The 25,456-nt window shown below is 52.1% G+C and carries 22 protein-coding genes and 1 tRNA gene; 8 read left to right on the forward strand and 15 right to left on the reverse strand.

Translation table 11 applies throughout. The features are described 5' to 3' along the window. A partial coding sequence (locus tag NZM04_06735; GenBank protein ID MCS7063722.1) for a hypothetical protein occupies positions 1 to 186 on the reverse strand: 186 nt, incomplete at its 3' end. A gap of 89 nt (positions 187 to 275) precedes the next feature. Between NZM04_06735 and hisD the strand changes: the two genes are divergently transcribed. After that, complete coding sequence (hisD, locus tag NZM04_06740) at positions 276 to 1,550, forward strand: histidinol dehydrogenase (GenBank protein ID MCS7063723.1); 1,275 nt, start codon at positions 276 to 278, stop codon at positions 1,548 to 1,550. A 64-nt stretch (positions 1,551 to 1,614) separates the two neighbouring features. On the opposite strand, the gene NZM04_06745 is transcribed toward hisD, so the two are convergent. The 8 genes from NZM04_06745 to NZM04_06780 all read right to left on the reverse strand — a co-directional run bounded on the left by NZM04_06745 (position 1,615) and on the right by NZM04_06780 (position 9,211). After that, a complete protein-coding gene (locus tag NZM04_06745) occupies positions 1,615 to 1,980 on the reverse strand; it encodes an iron-sulfur cluster assembly accessory protein (GenBank protein ID MCS7063724.1) in 366 nt (121 codons plus the stop codon). Positions 1,981 to 2,065: 85 nt separating this feature from the next. Next, a complete protein-coding gene (locus NZM04_06750; GenBank protein MCS7063725.1) occupies positions 2,066 to 3,619 on the reverse strand; it encodes an NADH-quinone oxidoreductase subunit N in 1,554 nt (517 codons plus the stop codon). After that, positions 3,514 to 5,034, reverse strand: coding sequence for an NADH-quinone oxidoreductase subunit M (locus NZM04_06755; GenBank protein ID MCS7063726.1), 1,521 nt, complete (start codon positions 5,032 to 5,034; stop codon positions 3,514 to 3,516). Before NZM04_06755 ends, NZM04_06750 begins: the two co-directional genes overlap by 106 nt. Further along, on the reverse strand, positions 5,031 to 6,806 hold the full coding sequence (nuoL, locus tag NZM04_06760) for an NADH-quinone oxidoreductase subunit L (GenBank protein MCS7063727.1): 1,776 nt from the start codon (positions 6,804 to 6,806) through the stop codon (positions 5,031 to 5,033). Before nuoL ends, NZM04_06755 begins: the two co-directional genes overlap by 4 nt. Positions 6,807 to 6,810: 4 nt before the next feature. After that, the gene (gene nuoK / locus NZM04_06765) at positions 6,811 to 7,116 is read right to left on the reverse strand and encodes an NADH-quinone oxidoreductase subunit NuoK (GenBank protein MCS7063728.1); all 306 of its coding nucleotides are present in this window, start codon (positions 7,114 to 7,116) and stop codon (positions 6,811 to 6,813) included. Between the two features lie 5 nt (positions 7,117 to 7,121). Next, complete coding sequence (locus tag NZM04_06770; protein ID MCS7063729.1) at positions 7,122 to 7,646, reverse strand: NADH-quinone oxidoreductase subunit J; 525 nt, start codon at positions 7,644 to 7,646, stop codon at positions 7,122 to 7,124. A gap of 64 nt (positions 7,647 to 7,710) precedes the next feature. Beyond that, a tRNA-Val gene (locus tag NZM04_06775) sits at positions 7,711 to 7,782 on the reverse strand. A gap of 121 nt (positions 7,783 to 7,903) precedes the next feature. Next, complete coding sequence (locus NZM04_06780) at positions 7,904 to 9,211, reverse strand: porin (protein ID MCS7063730.1); 1,308 nt, start codon at positions 9,209 to 9,211, stop codon at positions 7,904 to 7,906. A gap of 257 nt (positions 9,212 to 9,468) precedes the next feature. On the opposite strand from NZM04_06780, the gene NZM04_06785 reads away from it, so the two are divergent. Continuing rightward, complete coding sequence (locus NZM04_06785) at positions 9,469 to 9,942, forward strand: bifunctional nuclease family protein (GenBank protein ID MCS7063731.1); 474 nt, start codon at positions 9,469 to 9,471, stop codon at positions 9,940 to 9,942. Here NZM04_06785 and NZM04_06790 read toward each other — a convergent pair. The 4 genes from NZM04_06790 to pdhA form a co-directional block, all read right to left on the reverse strand. Continuing rightward, positions 9,939 to 10,469, reverse strand: coding sequence for a gamma carbonic anhydrase family protein (locus NZM04_06790; GenBank protein ID MCS7063732.1), 531 nt, complete (start codon positions 10,467 to 10,469; stop codon positions 9,939 to 9,941). The genes NZM04_06785 and NZM04_06790 overlap by 4 nt on opposite strands. Before the next feature lie 13 nt (positions 10,470 to 10,482). Beyond that, on the reverse strand, positions 10,483 to 12,828 hold the full coding sequence (locus NZM04_06795; protein MCS7063733.1) for an O-antigen ligase family protein: 2,346 nt from the start codon (positions 12,826 to 12,828) through the stop codon (positions 10,483 to 10,485). A gap of 183 nt (positions 12,829 to 13,011) precedes the next feature. After that, the gene (locus NZM04_06800) at positions 13,012 to 13,989 is read right to left on the reverse strand and encodes an alpha-ketoacid dehydrogenase subunit beta (protein ID MCS7063734.1); all 978 of its coding nucleotides are present in this window, start codon (positions 13,987 to 13,989) and stop codon (positions 13,012 to 13,014) included. A 25-nt stretch (positions 13,990 to 14,014) separates the two neighbouring features. Next, the gene (gene pdhA / locus NZM04_06805) at positions 14,015 to 15,079 is read right to left on the reverse strand and encodes a pyruvate dehydrogenase (acetyl-transferring) E1 component subunit alpha (GenBank protein MCS7063735.1); all 1,065 of its coding nucleotides are present in this window, start codon (positions 15,077 to 15,079) and stop codon (positions 14,015 to 14,017) included. 353 nt (positions 15,080 to 15,432) lie between these two features. Between pdhA and NZM04_06810 the strand changes: the two genes are divergently transcribed. Then, positions 15,433 to 20,787: a filamentous hemagglutinin N-terminal domain-containing protein gene (locus NZM04_06810; protein MCS7063736.1), complete on the forward strand. Its 5,355-nt coding sequence runs from the start codon at positions 15,433 to 15,435 to the stop codon at positions 20,785 to 20,787. 20 nt (positions 20,788 to 20,807) lie between these two features. Here NZM04_06810 and thiD read toward each other — a convergent pair whose 3' ends face one another. Further along, the gene (thiD, locus tag NZM04_06815; protein ID MCS7063737.1) at positions 20,808 to 21,632 is read right to left on the reverse strand and encodes a bifunctional hydroxymethylpyrimidine kinase/phosphomethylpyrimidine kinase; all 825 of its coding nucleotides are present in this window, start codon (positions 21,630 to 21,632) and stop codon (positions 20,808 to 20,810) included. Positions 21,633 to 21,728: 96 nt separating this feature from the next. Here thiD and NZM04_06820 point away from each other — a divergent pair, with 96 nt between their 5' ends. Genes NZM04_06820 through NZM04_06840 form a run of 5 tightly spaced genes read left to right on the forward strand, consistent with a single transcriptional unit; the run spans position 21,729 to position 24,666 of the window. Then, a complete protein-coding gene (locus NZM04_06820; GenBank protein MCS7063738.1) occupies positions 21,729 to 22,157 on the forward strand; it encodes an ApaG domain in 429 nt (142 codons plus the stop codon). A 20-nt stretch (positions 22,158 to 22,177) separates the two neighbouring features. Beyond that, complete coding sequence (locus NZM04_06825; GenBank protein MCS7063739.1) at positions 22,178 to 22,633, forward strand: rhodanese-like domain-containing protein; 456 nt, start codon at positions 22,178 to 22,180, stop codon at positions 22,631 to 22,633. Beyond that, positions 22,630 to 23,052 (forward strand): hypothetical protein, encoded by a 423-nt coding sequence (locus NZM04_06830; protein MCS7063740.1) that lies wholly within the window; start codon positions 22,630 to 22,632, stop codon positions 23,050 to 23,052. Before NZM04_06825 ends, NZM04_06830 begins: the two co-directional genes overlap by 4 nt. A 44-nt stretch (positions 23,053 to 23,096) precedes the next feature. Then, positions 23,097 to 24,248: a serine/threonine protein kinase gene (locus tag NZM04_06835; GenBank protein ID MCS7063741.1), complete on the forward strand. Its 1,152-nt coding sequence runs from the start codon at positions 23,097 to 23,099 to the stop codon at positions 24,246 to 24,248. Positions 24,249 to 24,294: 46 nt separating this feature from the next. Next, positions 24,295 to 24,666 (forward strand): aspartate 1-decarboxylase, encoded by a 372-nt coding sequence (locus NZM04_06840; protein ID MCS7063742.1) that lies wholly within the window; start codon positions 24,295 to 24,297, stop codon positions 24,664 to 24,666. Between the two features lie 10 nt (positions 24,667 to 24,676). On the opposite strand, the gene NZM04_06845 is transcribed toward NZM04_06840, so the two are convergent. Further along, positions 24,677 to 25,357 carry a DUF4893 domain-containing protein gene (locus tag NZM04_06845; protein ID MCS7063743.1) on the reverse strand — a complete coding sequence of 227 codons (681 nt, stop codon included), beginning with the start codon at positions 25,355 to 25,357 and terminating at the stop codon, positions 24,677 to 24,679. Positions 25,358 to 25,456 lie beyond the last annotated feature (99 nt).

Raw genomic sequence — 25,456 nt, forward strand, 5'->3', positions numbered from 1 at the left:
TTTTTGGTTGGGGTTTTTTTTTTTTTGGTTGGGTGGTTTTTGGGGGGCTTTTTTTTTTTCTTTGATTTTTTCTTTGTTGGTGGGGGGGGGGTTGGTGGTGTGGTTGTTTTGGCTGGGTGGGGGGGTGGGGGTGAGGAGGAGGATGGTGAGGCTGAGAGGGGCAATGAGTGGGCGAGGTGAGTGCACGGTGGTTTCTCCTTGGTGGTGGATAGGGTAGTGTGTAGGGGATGAATTATCAATGGAATAGTGTTGGGGTGTTGTGTTAGGATGGAGGTATGAGATGGAAGGTGTGGAGTTGGCGGGAGGATGGGGAGCAGGTGAAGGCTGTGGTGACGCGGCGTTGTGCGGTTTCTGAGGGTGTGCGAGGGCAGGTGGCTGAGATTTTGGATGCTGTGAGGCGGGATGGGGATCGTGCGGTGATGGAGTTTACTCGGAAATACGATGGGGTGAGCTATGAGCGGGGAGGTGAGATGCGGGTGGAGTTGAGGAGGGCGTTTTCGGGTGCGCGGCTGGAGCGGGCGGCGAGGTATGCTTTGCGAAATATCGAGCGGTTTGCACGGCGGCAGCGGCCTAGGAGTTGGGTGATGAGGAATGAGGAGGGTGCGGAGGTGGGGGAGAGTTATCATCCGTTGGAAAGGGTGGGGATTTATGTGCCTGGGGGGGCGGCGCCGTTGATTTCGACGGCGTTGATGACGGTGGGGGTGGCGCGGGCTGCTGGGGTGCGGGAGATCGTGGTGATGACGCCTCCGCCAGTGAGTGGGGATTTGCAGGCGGCGTTGGCGTTGGCTGGGGCGACGGAGGTGTATGGGGTGGGGGGGGCGCAGGCGGTGGGGGCGATGGCGTTTGGGACGGAGACGGTGAGGGCGGTGGATAAGGTGTGTGGTCCGGGGAATGCTTATGTGGTGGAAGCGAAGAGGCAGGTGATGGGATGGGTGGCGGTGGATCAGTTGCCGGGGCCGAGTGAGATAGCGGTGTTGGCGGATGATGGGGCGCGGGTGGATTGGGTGGCGGCGGATGTGTTGGCGCAGGCGGAGCATGGGCATGGGAGTCAGGTGCTTGTGGTGGGTGTGGGGGAAGGGATTTTTGGTCAGTTATTTGATGAGATGGAGCGGCAGTGGGTGGATTTGAAGCGGCGGGAGTATTTGTTGGAGACGTTGGAGAGGGGAGCGTTGTTTGTGAGGGTGGGGAGTGTGGATGAGGGGGTGGAGGTGGTGGAGCGGTATGCGCCGGAGCATTTGAGTCTGCAGGTGAGGGGGGCTGGGAGGCTGGCTCGGCAGATACGGAATGCGGGGGCGATTTTTGTGGGGGGATTTTCGGCTGTGGCGGCGGGGGATTATGTGGCGGGGCCGAGCCATACGTTGCCGACGGGTGGGGCGGCGCGGATGTTTGCGGGGTTGACGGTGATGGATTTTATGAAGCGGACGAGTGTGGTGAGGTATGATCGGGGGGCGATTGAGAAGGTGTCGGGGGTGATTGAGGCTTTGGCGTTGGCGGAGGGGCTCGATGCGCATGCGGCATCGGTGAGGGTGCGGGGGGGGTGTAAGTTGTGATGGGGTTTTGAGGGGAGGTGGAGGCGAGGATGGCGGTGGGATGTTGGGTGGCGGTGGGATGTTTTTAGACGCTGAAACTTTTGCCGCAGGAGCAGGTGGAGGTGGCGTTGGGGTTGGTGACGATGAAGCCGGTGTTTTGGAGGTCGTCGGAGTAGTCGAGGGTGGATCCGGCGATGTAGAGGGCGCTTTTGGGGTCGATGAGGAGGTGGATGCCTTGGGTGGAGATGAGGTAGTCTTTTGGGGAGGCGGTGTCGACGATGTCCATTTGGTATTGGAGGCCGGAGCAGCCGCCACCGATGACGGCGATGCGGAGTGCGGAGGGGTTTTGTTTGGTGGAGAGGAGTTGGAGGAGTCGGGAGGCGGCTTTGGGGGTGATGGAGCAGAGTTTTTCTGTGGCGGGTTTGGCTTGGGAGAGGGGGGAGTCGCTCACGGGGATTATTTTAGAGGGAAGGTGGAGAGGTTGCAAGGGGGAGGGTGGTTTGCGGTGGGGTGTGGGTGGGGGTGGAGGGTGGAGTTTAGAGGAGGGAGGCGGTGATGTGGAGGAGGGGTGTGGGCCAGAGGCCGAGAATTACTAGGGTTGCGGAGAGGAGGGTGATGAGGCAGGTGGTTGAGAGGGGGAGGTGGATGGGTGTGGGGGGTGGGTCTGTGAGGTGAGGTGGGGTGGAGCTGAAGAGGGTTTTGATGATGGCGATGTAGTAGGCGAGGGCGACGACGGTGCTGATGAGGGCGATGGCGAGGGTGAGGTGGTGGCCGTGTTGCCAGAGGTGTGTGAAGATGAGCCATTTGCCTGTGAATCCGGGGAGGGGGGGGATGCCGGCCATGGAGGTGAGGGCGAGGGTGAGGGCGAGTGCGAGGAGGGGGTTGCGTTTGGCGAGTGCGGTGTATTGGGTGATTGGGGTGTCGTTTTGGGGGGTGACGTGGGTGAGGACGGTGAAGGTTGTGATGCTGGCAAGGAGGTATGTGAGAAGGTAGGTGAGGAGTGCCGTTTGGCCTGCGGTGTCGAAGTGGGTGAGGGGGAGTGCCATGAAACCGGCGTGGCCGATGCCGGAGTAGGCGAGGAGGCGTTTGAGGTTGGGTTGGTGGAGGGCGGAGAAGTTGCCGATGAGGATGGAGAGGAGGCCTAGGGTGAGGAAGATGTGGAGGAAGGATGGGTAGCTAAGGAGGAGACGTAGGGGGCCGGTGAAGAGGAAAAAGAGGAGGAGGACTGCTGCGGCTTTTGAAGCGGTGGCGAGGAGGGCTGTGGTGGGGTGGTTGGTGCCTTGATAGACATCTGGGGCCCAGGCGTGGAAGGGGACGAGGCTGGCTTTGAAGGCGATGCCGGCTAGGAGGAAGAGGGGCGCGATCCAGAGGGGAGCGGGGGTGGATGACCAGACGTTGTGAGTGGTGATTGTTTTGAATTGTAGGGTGCCGGTGAAGCCGAAGAGGTAGGCGATGCCCATGATCATGAAGGCAGAGGCGACGCTGCCGATGATGAGGTATTTGATGCCGGCTTCGAGGGCTGGGGGGTGGGTGCGGTGGTAGGAGACGAGTATGTAGAGGGTGACGGTGATGAGTTCGAGTGAGATGAAGAGTGTGGGGAAGCTTTGTGCACTGGGGAGGAGGAGGAGTCCAGTGAAGGCGAGTAGGGTGAGGGCGTGGAATTCTGGGAGTCGTGGGGTGAGTTCGTGGGGGTTTTGGTGGGTGAGCCAGGTGATCCAGAGGGCGAGGAGGAGGAAGAGGAGTTTGGTGGTGCGGATGGAGTCGTTCCAGAGGTATTGTTCTGCCCAGTAAGATTGGGTGTGAGGGGGGATGAGGAGGGTGGTGAGGGTGGCGAGGGTGAGTGCGATGAGGGTGATGAGGTAGGCTTGGGTTTGGGTGCGGAGCAGGCCGAGGGCTTGGGTGGTGATTAGGAGGAGGGCTGTGAGTGTGGTGAAGATTTCGGGGGTGATCCAGGGCATGAGGGCGTTCATGGTGGGGTTTGTGGTTATGGGTTGAGGAGGGTGCTGAGGGTTGTCTGGATGGAGGGGGTGAGGAGGGATGGGGTTATGCCGAGGATGAGAAGTGCTAGGGCGAGGAGGTAGTAATGCCAATGGGTGATGGGAGAGAGGTCGGGATGGGTGGGGCGGTTGGGGTCGGCTGGGGTGCCGAAGAAGATGTGTTGGATGGCGCGGAGTTGATAGGTGGCAGAGATGACGATGCCCCAGAGGGCGAGGATTGTGACGAGGTGGAGCTCAGCTTTCCAGGCGCCGAGGAAGATGAGGATTTCGCCGGCGAAGTTGGCTAGGCCTGGGAGGCCGATGGAGGCCATGGAGGCGAGGATGAAGAGGGTAGCGAGGCGTGGGGCGGTGGCGACTAGGCCGCCGATGGATTTCATTTCGAAGGTGTGGGTGCGGGTGTGAATTTCTCCGCAGAGGGCGAAGAGGAGGGCAGTGCTGAGGCCATGGGCGAGCATGAGGAGAAGGGCACCGGTTAGGCTAATGGAGTTCCATGCGAGGAGGCCGAGGAGGATGTAGCCCATGTGCATGATGCTGGAGTAGCTGAGGAGGTAGTGGAGTTGGTGTTGGCGCAGGGTGACGAAGCCGATGTAGAGGATGTTGGCAAGGAGTGCGGTGGTGATCCAGGGGTTGAGGAGGAGGGCTCCTTCGGGGAGGTTGGGGAAGGCTAGGCGGAGGAGGATGTAGGGGCCGAATTTTTTGAGGACGCCTGCATGGAGCATGGCGACGGGGGTGGGAGCTAGGGCGTAGCCTGACGGGGCCCAGGAGTGGAAGGGGAAAATGGAGAAGAGGATGGCCGAGCCGATGAAGAGGAGGTAGAAGGCGAGGTAGGGGCGGTCTGCGAGGATGCGGTAGTTTTGGGAGAAGTAGTCTTCGATGAGGTGGATGTCGAAGGTGCGTGTGCCTGTGGGCATGAGGGTGATGAGGCTGATGAGGCCGACGAGGAGGATGAGGCTTCCGAGGGTGAGGTAGAGGGTGATTTGGAGGGCTGTGGTTTTTCTTTCAGGGCTTCGGCCTTGAAAGTAGATGAGGAGGAAGGTGGGGATGAGGGCGAATTCGTGGAAGATGTAGAGGAAGAAGGCATCGAAGGATAGGAAGGCTCCGTAGGCGCCTAGGACGATGAGGAGGAGGGCGATGTAGGTGGGGGCGTGGTGGGGGTGGGTGTGCTCGGATCGGTAGGCGATTGCGGCGACGGAGACGAGTGCGGTGAGGAGGAGGAGGGGGAGGTTGGCGCCGTCTATGCCGATGTGGAAGTGGATGTCTGGGATGACGCCGTGGGTGAGGGAGGAGAGTTGGAGCCAGGGGAATTGGAGGGCGAAGGCGCTGTTTTCTGAGGATGCGGGTTTTGTGAGGTATGCGAAGGCGAGTATTAGTGTGAGGATGAGGTTGATGATTGTGGCAGTGAGGGCAATGTGGCGAGGGGATATGGGGAAGTGATGGCCTTTTGGAATCAGAAGGGTGGCTGTTGAGATGAGGGGGATGAGGATGAGAAGGAGGGGAAGCAGATTCATTTTATGAGGAGTAAGGTGAGGAGGATCGCGCCTGTGGCGAACCAGAATGCGTAGGTGCGGAGGTAGCCGTTTTGAAGGAAGCGGGTGATTTCACCGCCTACGCAGGCTAGAAAGCTGAAACCGCGAATGAGGCCGTAGTTGATCAGCCAACGGTCTGTCCAGTCGGAGAGGGTGGCAAGGGCTGATTGAGCTTTGAGGAGGGTGGCGGTGTAAAGTTCATCGAAGAAGAATTTGTTGGTGATGAGGGGGACGCGGAGGGGCTCTTCTGTGGCGTTGTTGTATTTCCAGAAGGCTAGGATTATGCCGAGTATGAAGATGAGGATGGAGATGGCCATGACGAGGGTGTGGTTGAGGTGGTGGTCTGTGGTGTCGCCGAGCCATTTGGAGGGGTTCCAGAAGCCAGTGAGGAGGGAGGGGATGGCTAGTGCGAAGAGTGGGATGAGCATGGTGATGGGGGATTCGTGGGCTTTGCGTGCTTCTTCGGAGCGTATCGGGCCGAAGAAGACGATGAGGATGAGGCGGGTCATGTAGAAAGCGGTGAGGAGTGAGGTGAGGGTGGCGGCGAGGAAGAGGAGGGGGTGGTGATTGTAGGCAGTGGTGAGGATGGTCTCTTTGCTGTAGAAGCCTGAGGTGATGAGGGGGAATCCAGCGAGGGCGGCAGCTCCGACTAGGAAGGTGAGGTAGGTCCATGGGAGGTAGTGGCGGAGGGCGCCCATTTTCCAGATGTTTTGTTCGTGGTGCATGGCGTGGATGACCGAGCCGGCTCCGAGGAAGAGGAGAGCTTTGAAGAAGGCGTGGGTGGTGAGGTGATAGATGGCCGCGCCGAAGCTGCCGCAGCCGATGGCAAGGACCATGAGGCCGAGTTGGGATAGGGTGGAGTAGGCGAGGATGCGTTTGATGTCGTCTTGTTGAGTGGCGATGATGGCTGCGAGGAGTGCGGTGATGGCTCCGATGCAGGCGATGGTGAGGAGTGCTGTGGAGGATTGAGCGAGGATGTGGAAGATTCGGGCTAGCATGTAAACGCCTGCGGCGACCATGGTGGCGGCGTGGATGAGGGCGGATACGGGGGTGGGGCCTTCCATGGCGTCGGGGAGCCAGGTGTGGAGGGGGAACTGGGCGGATTTGCCGATGCAACCGCAGAAGAGGAGGAGGGCGCAGAGGGTGGTGGTGGAGGGGGATTGTTGGAGGAGGGGTAGGGTGTCTTTTTGTAGGGAGATTGTGCCTGTGATTCCCCAGAAGGTGAGGATGCCGAGGAGAAAGCCGAAGTCGCCGATGCGGTTCATGAGGAATGCTTTTTTGGCGGCTTGGGCGGCCGAGGGGCGAATGTTCCAAAAACCGATGAGGAGGTAGGAGGAGAGGCCGACGAGTTCCCAGAAGATGAAGAGGGTGATGAAGTTGTCGGCGATGACGATGCCGAGCATGGAGAACATGAAGAGGGAGAGTTTGGCGAAGTAGCGGGCGAAGGATGGGTCGTCTTTCATGTAGCCGAGGGAGAAGATGTGAACCAGTAGGCCGACGAAGGTGACGACAAGGAGCATGATTTTGGATAGGTTGTCGAGGAGGAAGGTCAGGGTGATAGAGAGTGTGGAGGTTTGGATCCAGGGGTAAGAGGCAGGGGGAGGTATGAGTTGGAAGGCTAGGGCGATCGCTGTGAGAAAGCTTATGGAACAGGCAGCTATTGAGATGCCGGCGGCTTCGTAGGGGCGACGTAGGAAGAAGAGGGAGATGATGCAGGCTGATAGGAGAGGGGAGAGGAGAAGAGTCCAGGCCATAGTCTTAGTAGCGGAGATGGCGGAGGTCGTCTGCTTGGGTGGTTTGTTTTAGGCGGAAGATGGCAACGATGAGAGCTAAGCCGACAGCGACTTCTGCTGCGGCGACTGTGATGATGAAGAAGACAAGGATTTGGCCATCTAGGTGGGGGAGGAACCGACTAAAGGCGACAAGGGTGAGGTTGGTGCCATTGAGCATAAGCTCTAGGCAGAGGTAGAGGGTGATGAGATTACGTCGAAGGATGATGCCGATGAGGCCTATGGCGAATAGGCAAGCTCCGAGGGAGAGGTAATGGACGAGGGTGATGGTCATGTTGTTTAGGGGTCTGCTTTTTCTTTTTTGCTCAGGAGGACGACGCCTATGGCAGCGGCGAGGAGTAGTAGGGCAGTGATTTGGACGGGGAGCATGTGTTTTTGGAAGAGCTCTAGGCCTATTTCTTTGATGCCTGCTGGGGTGCGATCGGCAAGGGTGAGGTTGAAATATTGTGCCCAGATGGGAGTAGATGCGAATGCACGATAGCCGAGGATTAAAGAAAGGATTGTGAGGAGGCTTGCACCAATGAGGTGGAGGGGGGTGATGAGTTGGTTTTTGTCGGCTTGTATGTCAAGGAGCATGATAATGAAGAGGAATAGAACCATCACGGCGCCCGCGTAGACGAGGATTTGGATTGCTGCTAGGTAGTAGGCTTGAAGGAGGATGAAAAGGGCGGCCATAAAGACGATGGTGAGGACGAGGGATAGGGCGGCACTGACAGGGTTGCGAAGAAGGATTACTGCCGTAGCGGAGATGATGAGCGCGATAGCAAGAGGCCAAAAAAGAAAGGCTTCAAGGTTAAATTCCATGGTGTGGGTGACTAATTAGAGTGGTGGGAGAGAATTGGCAATCTTTTGCTGCGTAGAAAAAGGGTGCGCGGTATAGGGTTCGAACCTATGACCTCTCGCGTGTGAAGCGAGCGCTCTACCACTAAGCTAACCGCGCGAATGTAAGGTAGTGTGGTGTGGATTGATGATTTTGCCAAGATGAAAAAAAACCCCGAGATTCTTGTGAATCTCGGGGTTAAAAAAGCTACAGGCTTTTTGTGGTTAAGTCTCTTCGTTAATTAGAAAGAGTAAACGAAGTTGACAGCAACTTGGTGTTGGACACCAAGGTTACCATCATTGCTGCCTCCGGAGGCATCGAGGATGTCGTGGGGACCGAAGTCAGCACGATATTCGAGGCGGGTGAGGAGGTTTTCCCAGATATCGAATCCGGCCGTGATCGTGGCGGAGTAGATATCAGAAGAAGTTTCTATAGGGCCTTGAGTTACGATCTTGTAGGAGTTGTCGGAGTGCAACCACTCGAGGCGTCCGGCAAGGCTAAAGACCTTGGTGAATTGGTATTTGGCGTATAGTGCTGCGCCATACCATTCTTCGCGGCGGGCAACTCCGAATATAGCGACAGGATCAATGAGAGCATGGTCTCCACGACCATAGACGAGGTTGAAACCGAGCAGGAGTTTGTCATTAGCAAACTTTGGAGCCCAGTTTCCCCAGATGTCGTAGACGAAGGTGGGTTCATTTTGCTCGAGGAGTATTCCTAAAGCCTGATCGTAGGCTTGAGGAGCACCGTCAACCGCGTAGATGAAGGATTGAGCGATGTTGGCGTTGCCACCTGGAGCGGTGATGTTCAAGCGACCGGTGATGGCAGGGGCGAAGCTGTCGGCATGGCTATCCGAGTTATTCCAGCCATTGACGACGCCAAATTGCGCATCAACGGTATCGTTGAACTTGTAAGAAGCCAACACACCCGTGTGGGTGAGAGGGATCGCGTTGGTGAAGAGGAGACCACGGCTGAAGTTGAGGTTGGCCGGGCTCTCGATCACTTCGTATCCGAGCAGGGTCACGAACTTACCGAATTTGAAGTCGAGACCGTTGCCCACTGGGACACGGAATTGAACGTAGGCTTGTTCTAAGTAGATGCTATCACCTAATATGTTGTCTCTTCCGCCTTCATCACGATAGATCGGTGCGAGGCCGGGATCTGAGACAGCGAGGATCTTTGCATCTTCACCGAACATGAGGTCTACGCGGAATCCTGCGGCGAGTTTGTTTTCGTCGGGGAGTTCCTTCTCGAGGGTGAGTTTGACGGCATTGATGTTGAAGTCGTTGTGGTCAACATCGAACTGGCGGAGACGATTTTCCGTGCTGGCGGCGCCGTTTTCGCGGCTATTTTTGCCGTTGGCGAATTGGTAAGTCCAGCTTGTGTCAACGTATCCGCTGAGTTTGATGCCTTTTTGGTCAGTTTCGACGTAGATCCCATGGTCTTCAATGACTTTCTTGAGATCCTTGACGTCTTTTGCTGCTTCACCTGCAAAGGCCACTGTGGAGGTCAGGGCCACTGCAGAGAGGGCTTTGAGGATGTTTTTCATAGTTGTTGTTTTTCCTTAGGTTTGTTTTTTTTGGAGATTCGCGCCGTGAGCGAAGCTCCGTTTTTTTGGTCGAGCTGCATAAGCAGGTCAACCCACGGCAGGGGAGAAATTATCGAAGAGGGCAGAAAAGTCAAAGGTTATATTTCAGATTTTACGTTTTTTTGATAACAAATCCAAGCTTTGCTGTTTTGGTGAATTGTGGACTGAGGATTAATTTCTTAGCTTGTCGCAAGCGTGGTTAAGCGTATTTTAAAAGCGTGCCTCTGCAGAACGTTGTTCCGATACAGCTATTAGGTTTGTTTGCGACGAAGAGTGATGCAGCTTCGTTGTTTTTGGGAAACGAGGAGAAAGCTTTTGTAATCAGTGTGGATGTGTTTATTGGAAGTGCGATTGCTAGGGCAGCCACTGGGGAGAAGAGTGGGAGGCCTTTGACCCATGATCTGATGCATTTAATTTTTCAGGGGTTTGATATTAAGCTGGATCACGTTGTAATCAATGAGGTGCGGGACGATACTTTTTATGCGCGAGCAATTTTAAGGATGGAGAACGAGCTTGGTAAAAAGATTATTGAGGTGGATGCACGGCCGAGTGACTGTATCACTCTTGCTCTCTTGGAAAAAGCTCCGATGTATGTAGCACGGAATGTTTGGGATAATTTGGAAGACGCATCAGACTACTTCGAAAAGCTTAAGAATGCCCCGATTTGGAAAGAGGGTGAAGAGCAGTCTTAAGTCATGTATTTTTTAGAATATGCCTTGGCTAGGAGTTGGTATTTGATCGCTAGTTGTATTGTGGATTGGATTTCTTCTGGTGTTCTCTCGCGAATGACTTTACCTGGAACACCCATAACAAGGCTTTTGGGTGGAATGTGAGTGCTGGGAGGGATAAGTGTGCCCGCAGCAATCAAGCTTCCGCTTCCGATTATTGAACCGTCTAGGATTGTAGCGTGGATGCCGATTAGGCATTGATCCTCGACGTTGCAGGCATGAACCACTGCTCCATGGCCGATAGTTACATGTCGGCCTATGGTGCAGGGGAAATCGTTTGCAACGTGGACTACGGCATTATCTTGGACATTGGATCCTTCGCCTATATGAATCTGATTGATGTCTCCGCGGAGGACGGCGCCCGGCCAAATACTTGCTAAAGCTTCAACTACGACTGCTCCTATCAAAACACTTCTGGGGTGAATAAAGCTCAGGGGATGGATTTGAGGGCTTGCACCAAGGTATCGGGAAATTCGAACATCGAAATCCATTTATGTTATGAGATTATTTTTTCTTTGAGCTTATCTCTTGATAGTAATTCAACATCTCTTTGCATGCACGGGCGTATTCACCTACAAGGGATAAGTTTTGGCCTAAGAGGTAAGTGAAATAAGGGGGTGCATTTTCTAATCTTATAACTCGCTCAAGAGCGCGGATTAATTCAGGTAAGTTTTGTTCCTCTTTGAGTAGTAGAATATATTGGTAGGCGATGTGAAATTGGTCTGGCTGGCGGTAATATGCTTTTCTGACGCTTTCTCGATCTGGAGGCAAAGTGACTGAGGGAAGGGTGGGTTTCTCAATCGATGCCTCTAATGCCTTATAAGCCTCTTCGTAGCGTTCTAGCCGATAAAGCATCCACCCGTAGGCAAGGCGATGTATGTGGCACCAGGTTGGATAATTCAAAAAAAATTGTTCCAGCTGAGTCGGGTTCCCCAATCTAGCCCAGTATCGAAGGAGCTCATCGCGTTGTTCGCTTTTTAAGGAGACAATCCACTCTGGGTTTTCAATCTCATTTTGCATTTCTGAATCAAAGTCTTTTGCGTTGAGCATCATCAAATATCTCAAGTAAATATCTGTATGTCGGCGTGCTATTCTACGGAGATGGCGAAGGGCTTCCCCTCCCAAAGGCCGCATTTGACTGAAGAGGAGGCCAAAATAGGACGCTCTACGCTCGGGATCGCCGCGCTCGAGTAAATCGCGCCATGCTTCAACCGCAAGGATAGGATTGTGATGCAGCCAGATTTGTGCCTCAACAAAAGCTCGGTCAACTGAAAAAGGTTCTACTAGTCGAGCAACACGAAAACTATTTTGTGCCACTTCAAAGTCCTGAACCATGGAGGCAATTTGCCCCCGCATAAACAGCATTTGAGCATTCAGAGGTTGTATGGTTAAAAAAGACTTTAGGTTAGCCTGTGCAACCTCGATCTCTTTGCTTTCGACATCTTTAATGATTTGTTGCTTTAGTCGCTCCGCTTGAGCAGAGCTAGGAAATTGAAACAACCCTACACTTGATGAAATAAAATATCCTCCGACTGTCAGAACAAAGGCTCCTACAATGCGTGCGATCCACTGGACAATGACATGAGCATCTTTCCATGCCTTGTTTTTGATTGCAAATCCGACCAGTAATCCGAACAGCATTATTGTTCCTAGACGGTGGGCAGGCACATCAAAAATCATATTTACCAAAAAACCAATACAAGCCACGTAAGCTGCCGCTCTTAGAGCAAACCCCTCACTTTCTCGATTAGGAAATGAGCTAACTAAAAAAAACGCCGTAGCAAGAAGTAGTAACGCAACGCCAAGCACACCCATCTCCAAGAAAGCCCATAACCATGAGCTTTCGGGATGCAGCAGCTTCAAATACTTAGTTAAGGGGTAATCCTGATACTGTGGAAAGACACTCGCAAATTGCCCCAATCCCATCCCCCATGCAACAAACTCGCCACTCACCCTCAACACATTTTCAAATATTGCCAATCGCAAATCCTCCGCAAGCTCGGTTTCCCTCATAATCAAAGCTACAAGCCGATCATAAGCACGCCCCCCAAAAACCATGAATCCTGCTACCAAAACTAGCAAGATCGATATCAACACCACGTTTGTTTTCCATCGCCTGTGCTGTCGTTGTGTCTGTGTGATGACCATCCACGCTACTGTGCCCAGAAAAAAAAGTATTACAGCCATCCTGGAGCCCGTCAGAAACATGCCGCCTAGAATCGGAATATAAAACATCGCCCATAGCGGAGCTCGCCATCGCCACCGTCGGTGTCGCAAATCCATGTCAATTAACGCGGCCACAAAAAGCCCGGCCAGTGCTAACACAGTCCCAGTCTGGTTGCGATTTAGAAAAAAACCAAAGACCTTTGCATGTTGCGTTCGCATCTCCCACACGCCGACATACAGGCCTGTGAAATAACCCACCGCTGCCAAAATCACCAACACCGATATCCCACTCAACAGCAAAACCACCAATGCCTGCAAGCGTGACCAGGGCCAATCTTGTCCTGCACACCATATGATCCACATCCCCCCTCCCACAAGAAGGAGCCAAGACTCCCATGTGACCCAAGGTTGTGGTGAGCGTTTCGTCCCCATCAGATTTTCTCCCATAATCTCAACAAGCCGCGTGCGCCAAAGAGGCCACTGCTCCTGCGGCAATTCCATCAGAGCATTCAAGGGCCATAAAAGAAAGATACTTGCAACTATCACTAAGCCCCATGGAAATAATTTTCTAGGAGGAGATACGATCCACAACACCCCGATAGTGAAGATAACAACCCCTTGCACGGTAAAAGTGCCTCCGCCCCCTAACATCAGCGTCAGCAGAACAAGCAATACAGCGACCACATGCCAAGGAGATAAAGGCGCCGGGTGTTCCAGCTCGTAATATTTGCGCCTTTTTTGCCTGTTATTAGATATGGTAGATTCCTTTTCTCCTGAAAAATTTGATGTGTTGCTGCCGTCAGGAGATGGCGATTGCATGCAATTGGAATAACCTACCGCCCCCAAGAGGACAAGTTTTTTAATACATCAACTCGTCACAAAACGCACCGCTTCTTTTATCCTTTCCTCGTTAGGCAATACAGCTTGCTCGAGCCTTCCGTTGTAGGGTTGCGGAACGTCTAACCCCGTCACCCTATGAATAGGAGCATCGAGATCATCGAACAGCTCACGTTGAATTTCATAAGCAATTTGTGCACCCCATCCACAGAAAGGCTTGTTCTCTTCCACAATTACGACCCGGTTGGTCTTTACTACAGAAGCTGCAATCGTGTCGAAATCAAATGGCTTTATTGTGCGTAAATCGATCACTTCACAAGAAAGACCTTGCTCTTGCGCGAGTTGATCTGCTGCAGCAAGAGCGCGATGAGTGCTTGCGCTATTTGCGATCAAAGTGACCTCGTTACCTTCTCTTACCACACGCGCTTTTCCAATCGGAGTAAGATATTCACCTTCGGGAATCTCACCTTTGAAGCCATAAAGTTTCTCGTTTTCGATGAAGCAAACGGGGTTGTTGGAACGAATTGCTGATTTTAATAGTCCTTTAGCATCGTCGGGAAACGCAGGAGTGATCACAGTCAAGGCAGGCACATTAGCATACCAATTTTCGGGCGTGTGAGAGTGAGTCGCCCCGACTTGCAAGCCGCCTCCCGATGAACCTCTAAAGACAATCGGAATGGAAAATTGCCCGCCCGACATGTAACGGATCTGGCCAGCATTGTTAATAATCTGATCGTAAGCGACAAGGGAGAAACTCCAAGTCATAAATTCAACAATAGGCCTTAACCCATACATCGCTGCGCCGATGGCAAGGCCCGCAAATCCAGACTCGCTAATCGGTGTATCAATCACACGCTTAGGACCAAAACGTTTCAAAAGTCCTTGGCTCACTTTATATGCACCATCGTATTCCGCGACCTCCTCGCCCAAAAGAAACACGCGCTCATCACGCTCCATCTCCTCAGCCATAGCCTGGTTTAAGGCCTCTCGCATCGTCAATATCGGCATAAGCTTTCCCCCTTAGTGCAATCGTTTATCGATAGTATCGGTTTCGTCGCGGGATTTCCTCAATCTGATCCTCAGGGCTGAAAATATCGTCAAACACCTCCTCTATCTCTGGATCAGGGCTGTTGTCCGCAAAATCATATGCATCTTGCACTTCAGCTTTGACCTCTTCGTCCAATTGCTCCACCGCATCAGTGGTCATCACTCCTTCTTCCAGCAGCTTGGATTCATATAACAATATTGGGTCGGATTTCTTGTGCCGATCGACTTCCTCTTTGGTGCGATAGAGTCCAGGATCTGACATCGAATGACCGCGATAGCGATATGTCCGTATCTCCATCAACGTAGGCTGGCTCTCAGAGCGAGCCAAGGCCACAGCCTCAGCCGTCTTGGCCCGCACATCATCCAGATCCATTCCGTCAGCGACAAGCCCGGCCATGTCGTAAGCGTGAGCGCGATTCACCAGCGGTAGTCCAGCAGAGCTGCGAGCAAGACTTGTGCCCATAGCGTATTCGTTGTTTTCGATAATGTAAATAACCGGCAACTTCCACAACGCAGCTAGATTCATCGCCTCGTGGAAAACCCCTTGATTCACCGCACCATCGCCCAAATAACACAACGTCACTCCACCCGTCCCGAGATACTTCTGCGCAAAAGCGAGACCTGCCCCCAAAGGAGTCTGACCTCCTACAATCCCATGGCCTCCGTAAAAGTGCCGTTTTGCATCGAAAAAATGCATCGAGCCCCCCTTCCCCTTCGAACACCCCGCACGCTTCCCGAATAGCTCAGCCATACAAACTTTCGGACACATGCCCCTTGCCAAGGCATGGCCATGATCCCGATAAGCCGTAATTACAGCATCATCGGGCCTCAAAACAGATATCGTGCCGACAGCAACGGCCTCCTGGCCGATGTATAAATGACAGAAACCCCTAATCTTGCCTTGCGTAAAAGCTTGCGCGGCTTTCTCTTCAAAACGCCTTATGAGCAGCATCTGCCTCAGAAGATGGCGCTTCTCTTCAGGACGCAATTCCAAGTTGATTTTTCCTTCCGACCGTAATTCGACTCCTTCGTTCTTACTCACTGCAGGCATGCCCTCGAAGCTAACCACTCATTTCCCAAAAGTCAAAGTAAAAGCAACCTCAACTTCCTATCTCGTGTAGGGCATCCACACAAACAGAAATGCCCCCGAAAGAGACCTCCATTCCCTTCCGGGGGCCACACAACAAACCTAAGTTCGAAAATACAAGCCCTATTCCTATAAAAATTAGACTACAAACTGCAGATTATGTTCAAAAATTTTCAAAAGCGAACTACCCACCCAAAACAAAACAGAAAACCGCCAAATCAAAAACCAACCAAAAAAACACAAAAGTGAAATAAATTCTTAATTTTTTGTTGACAATTTTCAAAATATAAAGTAAGTTTTTTACACAAATGACAAACATGAAAACGAAAAATATTCTCGCAATACTCCATAAATTCGAATCCAAAAGCTTACTCTTGGCCATCACTTTGATCCTACCACTCGTGACCAAAGGACTATCACAAACACTCCCCACTGGTGCACATGTCGTGCATGGAGACGTCACGATCAACACAACAGACACACAGCTACACTTCCATCAAACAACACCCAAAGCCATCGTCAATTTTGATACCTTCAATATCGCCGCCGGACACGGAGTTCATTTCCATCTCCCCAACTTCGAAGCTGCAACCCTAGCCCGCGTCACAGGACCAGCAGCTTCCTACCTCGATGGCACTCTGACATCCACTGGCTCACTTTATTTGATCAATCCCCACGGCATACTCATCGGTCAAGATGGACGCATACTCACCCAAGGCTCCCTTGCCCTTTCCACACTTGATATCATCGACCAACAATTTCTCAATTCCACCTCCAGTCTTAGTTTTATCGGTCACCCGTTAGCTAATGGTTGGATCGAGAACCAAGGCCGTATACAAGCATACGGAGATCTCTACCTCATCGGCACACAAATCCGGAACACAGGCTCAATCAACGCAAATCAAGGCACCGCTTCTCTCGTCGCAGGAGCTCAAGAGTTGATCATCCAAGACAAAACTCAACCCAACGCCCCACGCGCCTATATTCGCAAAAAAATAAACGCCACTCCCGACCTCGCCTCCGAAACAGCAATCAATAACACAGGCACCATACAAGCTGCAGCCATCGAAATTCAAACAGCCGGCGGCATATTCGGCACCGCAATAAACCTCGGCGACACCTCCCATCTCCTAGCGCAAGGCACTGAAGAAATTCGTGCCGCCATCGCTGTAACCTCTCCCTCAGGCGTCTTAAACATCAACGGCATCCTACAAGCCATCAACCACGATGGCAGCGGCGGTTCCGTCCACATCGACTCAGGCGTCACAATCCTACCTGCCCTCCCTGCAAAAACCCACATTGCTGCAAAAATAGCCGTCTCAGCACTCGAAGAATACGACCAGATTCCCCGTCACGGAGGCACTGTTCAGATTTTAGGGCAAGACATCAACCTCGCCTCCACTGCCTCTATTCAAGCCGATGGTTTCCTCTCCACAGCAGGAAAAATCCTAGTAGGAGGAGACTATCAAGGAAAAAATCCAAATCTTCGCAATGCTCAACGTGTCACAATAAATCCCCAAGCCCTCCTCACCGCAGATGCCCAGCACAAAGGAGACGGCGGCACGATCATCATTTGGTCCGATCATTACACGCAGATGCTTGGCACACTCTCAGCCCGCGGTGGCTCAAATGCTGGAGATGGCGGATTCATAGAAATCTCTAGCGCTGGCCACTTAGCTCTCCCACCCACACTAGACGCAACCGCTGCAGCCCACAACGGCAAAGCAGGCACTATCCTCTTCGACCCATCCGACATCACAATTTCCAATAATCCCAACTCAGAAATCTCCGGCCCACCGAACTTTACCTCTACCGCAGCGACTAGCAACATCAGCTACAACACAATCAATTCCCTCCTCAATCAAGGCACCTCAGTCATTATCTCCACCTCTTCTGCCGGCAACGGCAATGGGGACATCACTTTTATCAGCGACCGCTTCGCCCAAGGCGGCGTCCTCAACTTTACTGGCAACAACACTACTCTCACCCTAAACGCACATCGGAACATCATCGTCCAAGAAGGCGTCACAATAAACCTCAAAGGCACCGCAAACACCGGCCAACAACTCATCCTCAATGCCAACACCACCAATGGCTCAATCAATATCCTAGGCAATCTTACCCTAGATGCCGCTATGGACGGCCTCAAAGCCCAAGCTGCTGCAATCCACTTTGGCCCTAAAGGAGCCCTGTTTGCCGGTGCTGGAGATATCTCTATCCATGCCTTGCAAGGCGATATCACATTCGACTCCGGAGCCGTATTAAATGCCTCTCCATCCTCCAATCCCTCTATCGAAACGCACCTCACCCTCAACGCAAACAAAGGCCAAATCATCATGGCCAAAAACGGCCCCGAAAACCCCAATAAAATCTCCTCCATCATCATAGACGGCCACTCAGCGCGCCTGAAAGCCGAAAAAGACATCACCCTCGCAGATATTCAATTTCGTCTCAACGGTTCACGTGACGTCGAGATCACCTCTGAAAAAGGATCCATAAACATCACCGACCTCTTCGCCGCCAACCTCGGCAACCAAAACCTCATACTCAGCGCTGCAAAAGATATCACCCAACAACGCGGAGCCGATTTCTACATCCTCACTCGCCCCAACAACAACTCCACCTTCAGCCTCCTAGCAGACACTGGAAAAATCACCCTCGAAGGCAACCTCTATGCTGATTCTCTAGCCCCGCTTAATCTCCTCATAGAATCACAAGGCGACGTCACCCTCAATGGATCCTACAATTCAGGCAAAGCTCGAGAATATTCAATTCTATCCAATGAAGGATCCGTGCAAATGCTGCCCTCTGCCTCCCTCAACACCGCAGCCAGCCAAATCCAAATCATCGCAGAAAAAAATTTGACCCTAGGCAACCTAGAATTCTCACTCCTCACCCAAAATTCTCACATCACTGCATCGACCGGCACAATCACCCTCTCCGGACTCAACAACTTTTCCATAGACGATGCCACCTTACTCCTCAAAGCGCACGGCCCCATCACACTCTCCGAAAGCGCTGAAATCCAACTCCGCTCCTCTCGCAAAAACGGCGTCATCGAAATCGATTCCCAATCAGATTCCCAAGGCTCACTCGATATTCAAGCCAGCCTACAAAGCACCGCCGACGCACCTGTAGCTTTCAAAGCCTCAGCTCCTGCTATTACCCTAGGCCCCACCGCCCAACTCAAATCCCTCCGCGGCATCGATCTCAAATCACGATCATCCGACATCACCCTCGCAGCAAATGCCAAAATAGACAGCCGATCCATGACCGATCCCTTCCAACTCAACGCAGCGCGAGATCTCATCCTCTCCGATAGCTCATCCATCCACGCCTCCACCACCGCACCCGCATCAATTCAAGCTCAAAACAATATCCGCCTCTCTACAGTCCACTTGGAAAGCACCCACGACAGCGACATCGTCATCCGTGCAATCAATGGCTCCATCTTAGATAATACAAACGCCGAAACCGCTAACCTCTCTTGGAAAACTGCCAACAATCGCTCCCTTCACCTACAAGCAGGTCAACACATCGGCACGCCTCAAAACGACCTCAACCTCCGCGCCCTCGCCGATAACGCGCAACTCCGCATCCAAGCCAATCAACACATCTACACCACTGAGTCCGGCTCAAACATCTCGACCCTTTCTCTCCAAACTGTGTCTAGCGCCTCCGGCGATATCCGCATCAAAGCCTCCGGAGCCACAAACCTAGTCCTTGCCGAACCTGTTGCAACGCAAGCCCCTGGCCGATCGATCACTATAACCAACGACACCCGCGACGGACGCCTCACTCAAAATGCTACTATCGGCAGTCCATCCCTCTCTACCTCCATCCATCTCGCCGCCTCGCGCGAAATTCAACAATCACCCAACACCAAAATTCAAGCCAGCGGTGGATCCGTAAAACTCGAGACCACAGATCCCAACGCCGCAGGCAAAATCCACGGCGCCACAGGCCCATACCGATCCCTCCAAATTGACAACGCCAGCACCCTCTCCGCCCGCACCGCGTCGCCCACCCTCACAGCCGCTGGAGCCATAGACGATTCTGGCCTCATTAAAATCTCTCACGACACCACAGCGCCTACGACCACGGTTGAAAATCTCACAGGCCGCAACATCATCCTCACACACCGCGGGCCAGACCAATCGCAGCTTATCATCAATCAAGTCCAATCCACCAACAACACCGACTCTCGCCTCATGATCCTCGCCGGGCGCCACAGCGGAGAAAATACCCCCGATAATCTCCGCGCAGCAGACCTTGTCATCAATGGCAACATCCAAAGTCCATCCCAAAACTTCAACAACATCCTGCTCGCAGCCAACCGCAACGTCACCATCAACAACTCCGCCACCGTCCAGGCCCGCAACGGCGGCGTCATCCAAATCGTCGCCGACGAATCCAAACCCACCTCTATCGGAGAGGGACGCATCACAAACCAAGGCACACTCAATGCCGGTAACAACGGACAAGTCATTCTCTACAGCAATCGCCTCCAAGATACACGTCCCGGCGTCATCGTCGCGGCCAACAGCGCCGATGCCGCCGGCCAACGTTTCTATCAAAGAGATCTAGGAACCAACGCCTATAACCCCCTCAGCATCCCATCAAATCTACCGCCAGGCCAGACCCCAGGAGCCGATCTTTACAAAGAAAGCGCTCCTGGTGGCGGCGGAGATGATGGTAGCGGCAACAATCCACCCAGTGGTGGCGGGGGCAACAATCCACCGAGCGGTGGTGGAGGCAACAATCCACCCAGTGGTGGAGGCGGCAACAATCCACCCGGCGGTGGCGGAGGTAACAATCCACCTAGTGGTGGAGGCGGCAACAATCCACCCAGTGGTGGCGGGGACAACAATCCACCCAGCGGCAGCAACAACCCGCCTGGAGGAGGCAGCAATAATCCCCCTGGTGAAGGCACTGGAGTTCGCAGTGGCTTCGGGGATCAAGAAGATGAGAGCTTAAGACGATTTGTAGCAGAAAATGACAAATATCTTCGCATGGCGATCGATGCGCTCAACCGCATTACTACCATGGAGCAGAGTAAAATTGCACAAAAAGGCGTCTATGGACGCCCATGGGACTACCTGTTAGCTGAAATTTACATCGGCTTGAACCTGGCCAATGAAGAAATACCCGATACCTTGCGCGTCTGGCGCGACAATACTCTGCGTCGCTTGTTTGTCGGAGAGAAGAAACCCCCGCACATTAACGTCGAAGGACTTCCAGATGCAGTCGTCCAAGGGGTCTACAACCAAGAATATTGGGGTCGCTACACGACTCAGGAGCGAATTGAAATCATTCGAGAGATTTTAGAAAAACGTTACAAAGAAAAACGTGCGAAGAAAAACCGCCCTTCCACAAGCCAAGCCCTAGAGCCTCGACGCACAGTGCGCAGCACAACCACCGTGCCCGCTCCAACCATGCCGAATCAGGGCAGACAACAGCCAGTTGCACCATCAAGAACGCCGATCAACATGCCAGCCACGCAGGGTCTTGTTCCACCGGGCACGGAGGAAAAAATCGATCCATCTTTCTTCAGAACCACCGTTATCCCGCCTGATGGAGGACGCCCAATTATTGTTGAGCAACCTCGTGAGATCCGCAGACCAGCAATTCCTCCTGAGGATAGTGGTATTTATCGAATCTTGCCTCGCTAGCTATAACACTAGGCAATCATCTATCTATCGCGGCTTCTTTCAGCTCGAGCATGATGATTTAACAGGGCATAAGGACCGAAACGGTGATGGGTGCGGACAGCCTCAGTGATAAAATCCTTAGCATAAGCCACTGCTTCCACTAAAGAATGACCGTGGGCAATGTAAGCAGTGATAGCCGCTGAAAAAGTGCAGCCTGTGCCGTGCGGATTTGTTTGAGGCACCCTCGGCGCAGAAAATTCATGAAGGTCGCCATCTGCTTGGCAGAGCACGTCGATGGCGTTGTCGCCCTGTAAATGACCGCCTTTGACGAGGAAAGAGGTATGGTAGCGAGAGGAGAGCTCGCGCGCACATTCACGAAGTGCTGATTCGTTATTTATCGGATTCCCCCATAGGATCTCGGCTTCATCTCGATTGGGTGTGATGAGTGTGGCGAGAGGAAAAAGAAGCTCTTTTAGCGCATTGATCGCTGTATCTAAAAGAAGTCGAGCGCCACTAGAGGCTACCATCACAGGATCGATGATCAACGACGCAGAAGGCATGTTTTTTAGCGTTGCAGCGACAGCGGTGATAATCTCATACGAAAAAAGCATCCCCGTTTTTATTGCGCCCAGCGGATATACCTCAGCGCAGAGGCGGATTTGTTCAGAAACCATAGACGGATCTAAGGAGACAATTCGAGAGACTTTGCCCGGATGCTCGGCGACAACGCAAGTCAGTGCCGTTACACCAAAGCACCCCAATTGGTGAAAAGTCTTTAGATCAGCTTGGATTCCTGCACCGCCACTATTATCTGAGCCAGCGATCGTCAAAGCGACTGGGATGGTGCCAGCTTGTGCGGCTTGCATATACCTAAAAAAAGTTAAAAAAAACGCACCTTCTCGCAAGTAAAGGCTAGATTTGCTCAAAAGAGGCTAGAGAGAGGGCTTAACCAAAATTTTTTTGTGAGACTGGATCCATTCGGGTATATTTTCAGCATGGAGTCGGCGCTTCCTGAATTGCCTGGCCTCAAAGTCACACTCGATCACCTCGAGCGTCGAGAGAATTTACAAACCTCACTTGAACGGCCTTACGCCTTTGTTTATTACATCACTATTCACAACAACAGCGACCGTGCAATAGTTGTGAAAGGGCGTAAATGGGTAGTAGAAGACGTCTACGGCGAGAAACAGATCCTCGAGGGCGACGGTGTAGTAGGACAGTATCCGAGAATATCGCCCGGCCACACTTTTTCATATAACAGTTATCACATTGTCCGCTCAGATAGTGTGGCAACCGGATCGTATCTTTGCCAAGATGACTACGGAAACGCTTACGTGGTGAGAATTCCACCTTTTAATATGAATGTGGCAGGACACCCTCAATGGGCTTGAACTGTGGGGAAAAAGAAATCATGCTCGATCAGGACAAGATAAAACAGAAAGTTATATTTCCAGCTTTGGTGTTAATGGGAGTGGCAGTCGTCCCTGCATGTCTTACCGCATGGCTACACCCGAAGCGGCCTCCGTTTTCAGCAGACTCACTACGTGAGGGAGAAATTGCAATTGCGGAGGCCTGGAAAATACGAGAAGAAGTGCTGTGGGTCGATGCACGGTCACAAGGTGAATATGAGCAAGCACATATTCCGGGCGCAGTGTTGCTGAACGAAGACCAGTGGAATGATCGAGTGCAGGATGTTTTGATGCGTTGGCGTCCTGAGCGGCGCACGATCGTTTATTGTAGCACCACAGGGTGTCAGGCCAGTCATCACGTTGCCGAGCGACTTCGAAAAATGGGACTGACGGATGTATGGGTGTTGAAAGGCGGATGGGAACGTTGGCAAAAATATATGAGTGAGCAAAAGCCATGAGGAAGGAAATATTTGTTTTGATACTGAGACTCACTCTCTCAGGGGTCTTTCTCTATGCAGGGATTATCAAAGCAGCAAATCCTGAGAAGTTTTGGATAGATGTGCAAAACTATCAATTATTGCCTCACTTTGGAAACGTCCTTGTGGCCCTGTATTTGCCTTATTTAGAGATACTTTGTGCCTTGGCATTGTGGTATCCCCGTTGGGCGCTCGGATCCGTAAGTCTAATGGGAGGAATGATGTTAGTTTTTACAATCGCTCTTTTGTCAGCATGGATCCGTGGCTTAGACATTACTTGCGGATGCTTTGGTGGAAGTGAGAAGAACCGTTACATCGAATGGCTCGTCCGCGATATTTTGTTAATCCTGGCGATCGCGTGGATCGGGCGAGAAGATTGGAGCAAGATGCAAAGCAACTAAAAAAAAGTATTTTGAGGTTTTTTTTTTAGGCTAAGGATGAGGGTATGGACTACAACTATGTCCTGCAGCCTTTCTCCCAAGAGGCGACGGCGGAGAAAACGGACCCTTCGTGGATAGTCGGCTGCCCTCACTGCGGTGGAGCTATTGATGTAACAGGGATCGAGATAGGCTCCGTGTTGACGTGTCCTCATTGTGGAAAACTCTTTACTCTGACCCGTGAATTTGCCGGTTATACCTTGATCCGAGCCTTGGGGTCTGGAGGGATGGGAACGGTTTATTTAGCCTACGATTCACAATTGAACCGCACCGTGGCCGTCAAGGTGTTGAGGGAGAGTTTTTCTCAAGACCCGAAGTTTGTCGCTAATTTTAATTACGAGGCTGCAATCACCGCTTCGATTAATCATCCAAATATTGTACAGGTGTATGGCAGCGGATTGGCTGAGGGACGACATTACATTGTGATGGAATATATCAGCGGAGGAAGCTTGGACGACCGTATACAAGCACAGAAGCGGCTTCCTGAGGCAGATGTGATAGATATCGGATTAGCTGTAGCAAGAGGACTATCGGCTGCACTTTCCCGTGGGTTGATCCATCGAGACATTAAGCCGGGGAATATTTTATTTAATAGCCTCGGCACACCTAAAATAGTGGATTTTGGCTTGAGTCTGATAGTCGGTGAGAATGATCACTTTACCGGAGAGATTTGGGGCACGCCTTATTATCTAGCTCCTGAGAAACTCTTACAGAGACAAGAGGATTTCCGGAGCGATATGTATAGCCTTGGAGCTACGCTTTTTCATGCTTTGGCAGGTCGTCCTCCATATCAAGAGGAAGATGCGGATCGGGTAGCGCTGCGGCACTTGCAAGGAGCACCTGTTTTGATTGCAACATTTGTCCCAGATTTATCTCCGCAGATGATCGGAGTCATTCAACGATGCATGGAACGAGATCCAGAACGCCGTTTCCCTAATTACCAAGAACTAATCGCTCAGCTAGAGGATGCTAAACGTCGACTTTCACTGAGTCATGCAATCGTGCCAGCACAGACTATAAAACGCCCTCCAGCCGCGAAAATCCGCAATCCTGCAGATTCGGATGCAATAGCGTTAGTGCTTATGGTGGCTACCGTCCTGGCTATAGGCTTGCTCTTAGCTGTCGCCATTATTTATCACGAACAAATTTTTGGAAGTTGATCGAGTATCATTGACCAGCTCCGCATAGTCGAATAAATCTCGAAGCATGCTCCTGACAGTCGTGAAGTCTAAAATCGAAAAAGCATGTATTACAGGTCTGCGCCCGAATGATGATGAAATGATTTCAATTCCACTAGAGTTAATCCAAGCAGCAGGTTTATATGACCATGAGAAAGTTTTGGTTACAAACTTGCACAATGGGCGTCGTTTCGAAACAGTTGTTATTGCAGGCAAACCTCGATCGCATCAAATCGAGTTGGGAGGTGCTGCTGCACTCTTAGCTACAATTGGGGACCGTATTACAATCATTAGCTTTGCCATCATGGATGATGAGTCGGCTCGGAGCTTCCGACCTCGCTCTATTTTACTGGATAAAGATAACCATCAGACAACACGTCCCGACACATTTTTTGTCTGATTGGAATGCACTACCTGAGAAAAGTCCCAGCTTTAGACTTTTTATTTCTAGTGCGAGTCTTACCTATCTCATATAATTCGATGCCGGTGTTGTGAATATCGGGGAAAACTAGTATCAAGCGATCGGCAGATAGACGATACAGCAACCCGACAGCGTCGCGTTCCGAAGTGCTCGCAGACTGTAGTCCACTATACACAGGCTTCTCGTTATCAGACACATAATAGGTTGCGCCGATAAAAACTGCACACTGTGCATTCACTGTCTGCAGGATTCCGTGCCGCCGCACCGATCCGGTCGACTTGTCGAGATAATATGCATCGCCTTTCTTTTCTATGCACAATGTATAGGGCAAATAGCGAACTGCTGCATGCGGTGTAGCTTGCAGACTGCGCACCGACCATCTCCCGATCAATTCTGATAAACTACCCAACGAAGACCGTCGCGCGGTAATCAAACGATAAATCGTATCCAATGCGGCTCGACTTTCGGGTGTCTGAGCTGACTGTGTTTTTGCTAGATGCAACACGTGATGAAAATCCGTCTCCCAATACTGAAGCGCTTGGCGATGGGATGGGGGCAGATTTAAATCTGTAGGCAACTCAAAAGAATACTCCTCGTCGGTTTGTCCATAAGCGATCCGACTTCCTGTGAGAAAAACCAAAAATAGACGCGCTAGAAATGCCCGCGACATCGTCACAGCATGTCGAAAACTTCTATTTTTGAAAACAAAGAACTTTTTCGCTTATCCCAGGCAGCCATATCTCTAGGCTACCTCAAATAAAAAGCCGTG

Source organism: Candidatus Methylacidiphilales bacterium (assembly GCA_025056655.1).
Lineage (GTDB): Bacteria > Verrucomicrobiota > Verrucomicrobiia > Methylacidiphilales > JANWVL01 > JANWVL01.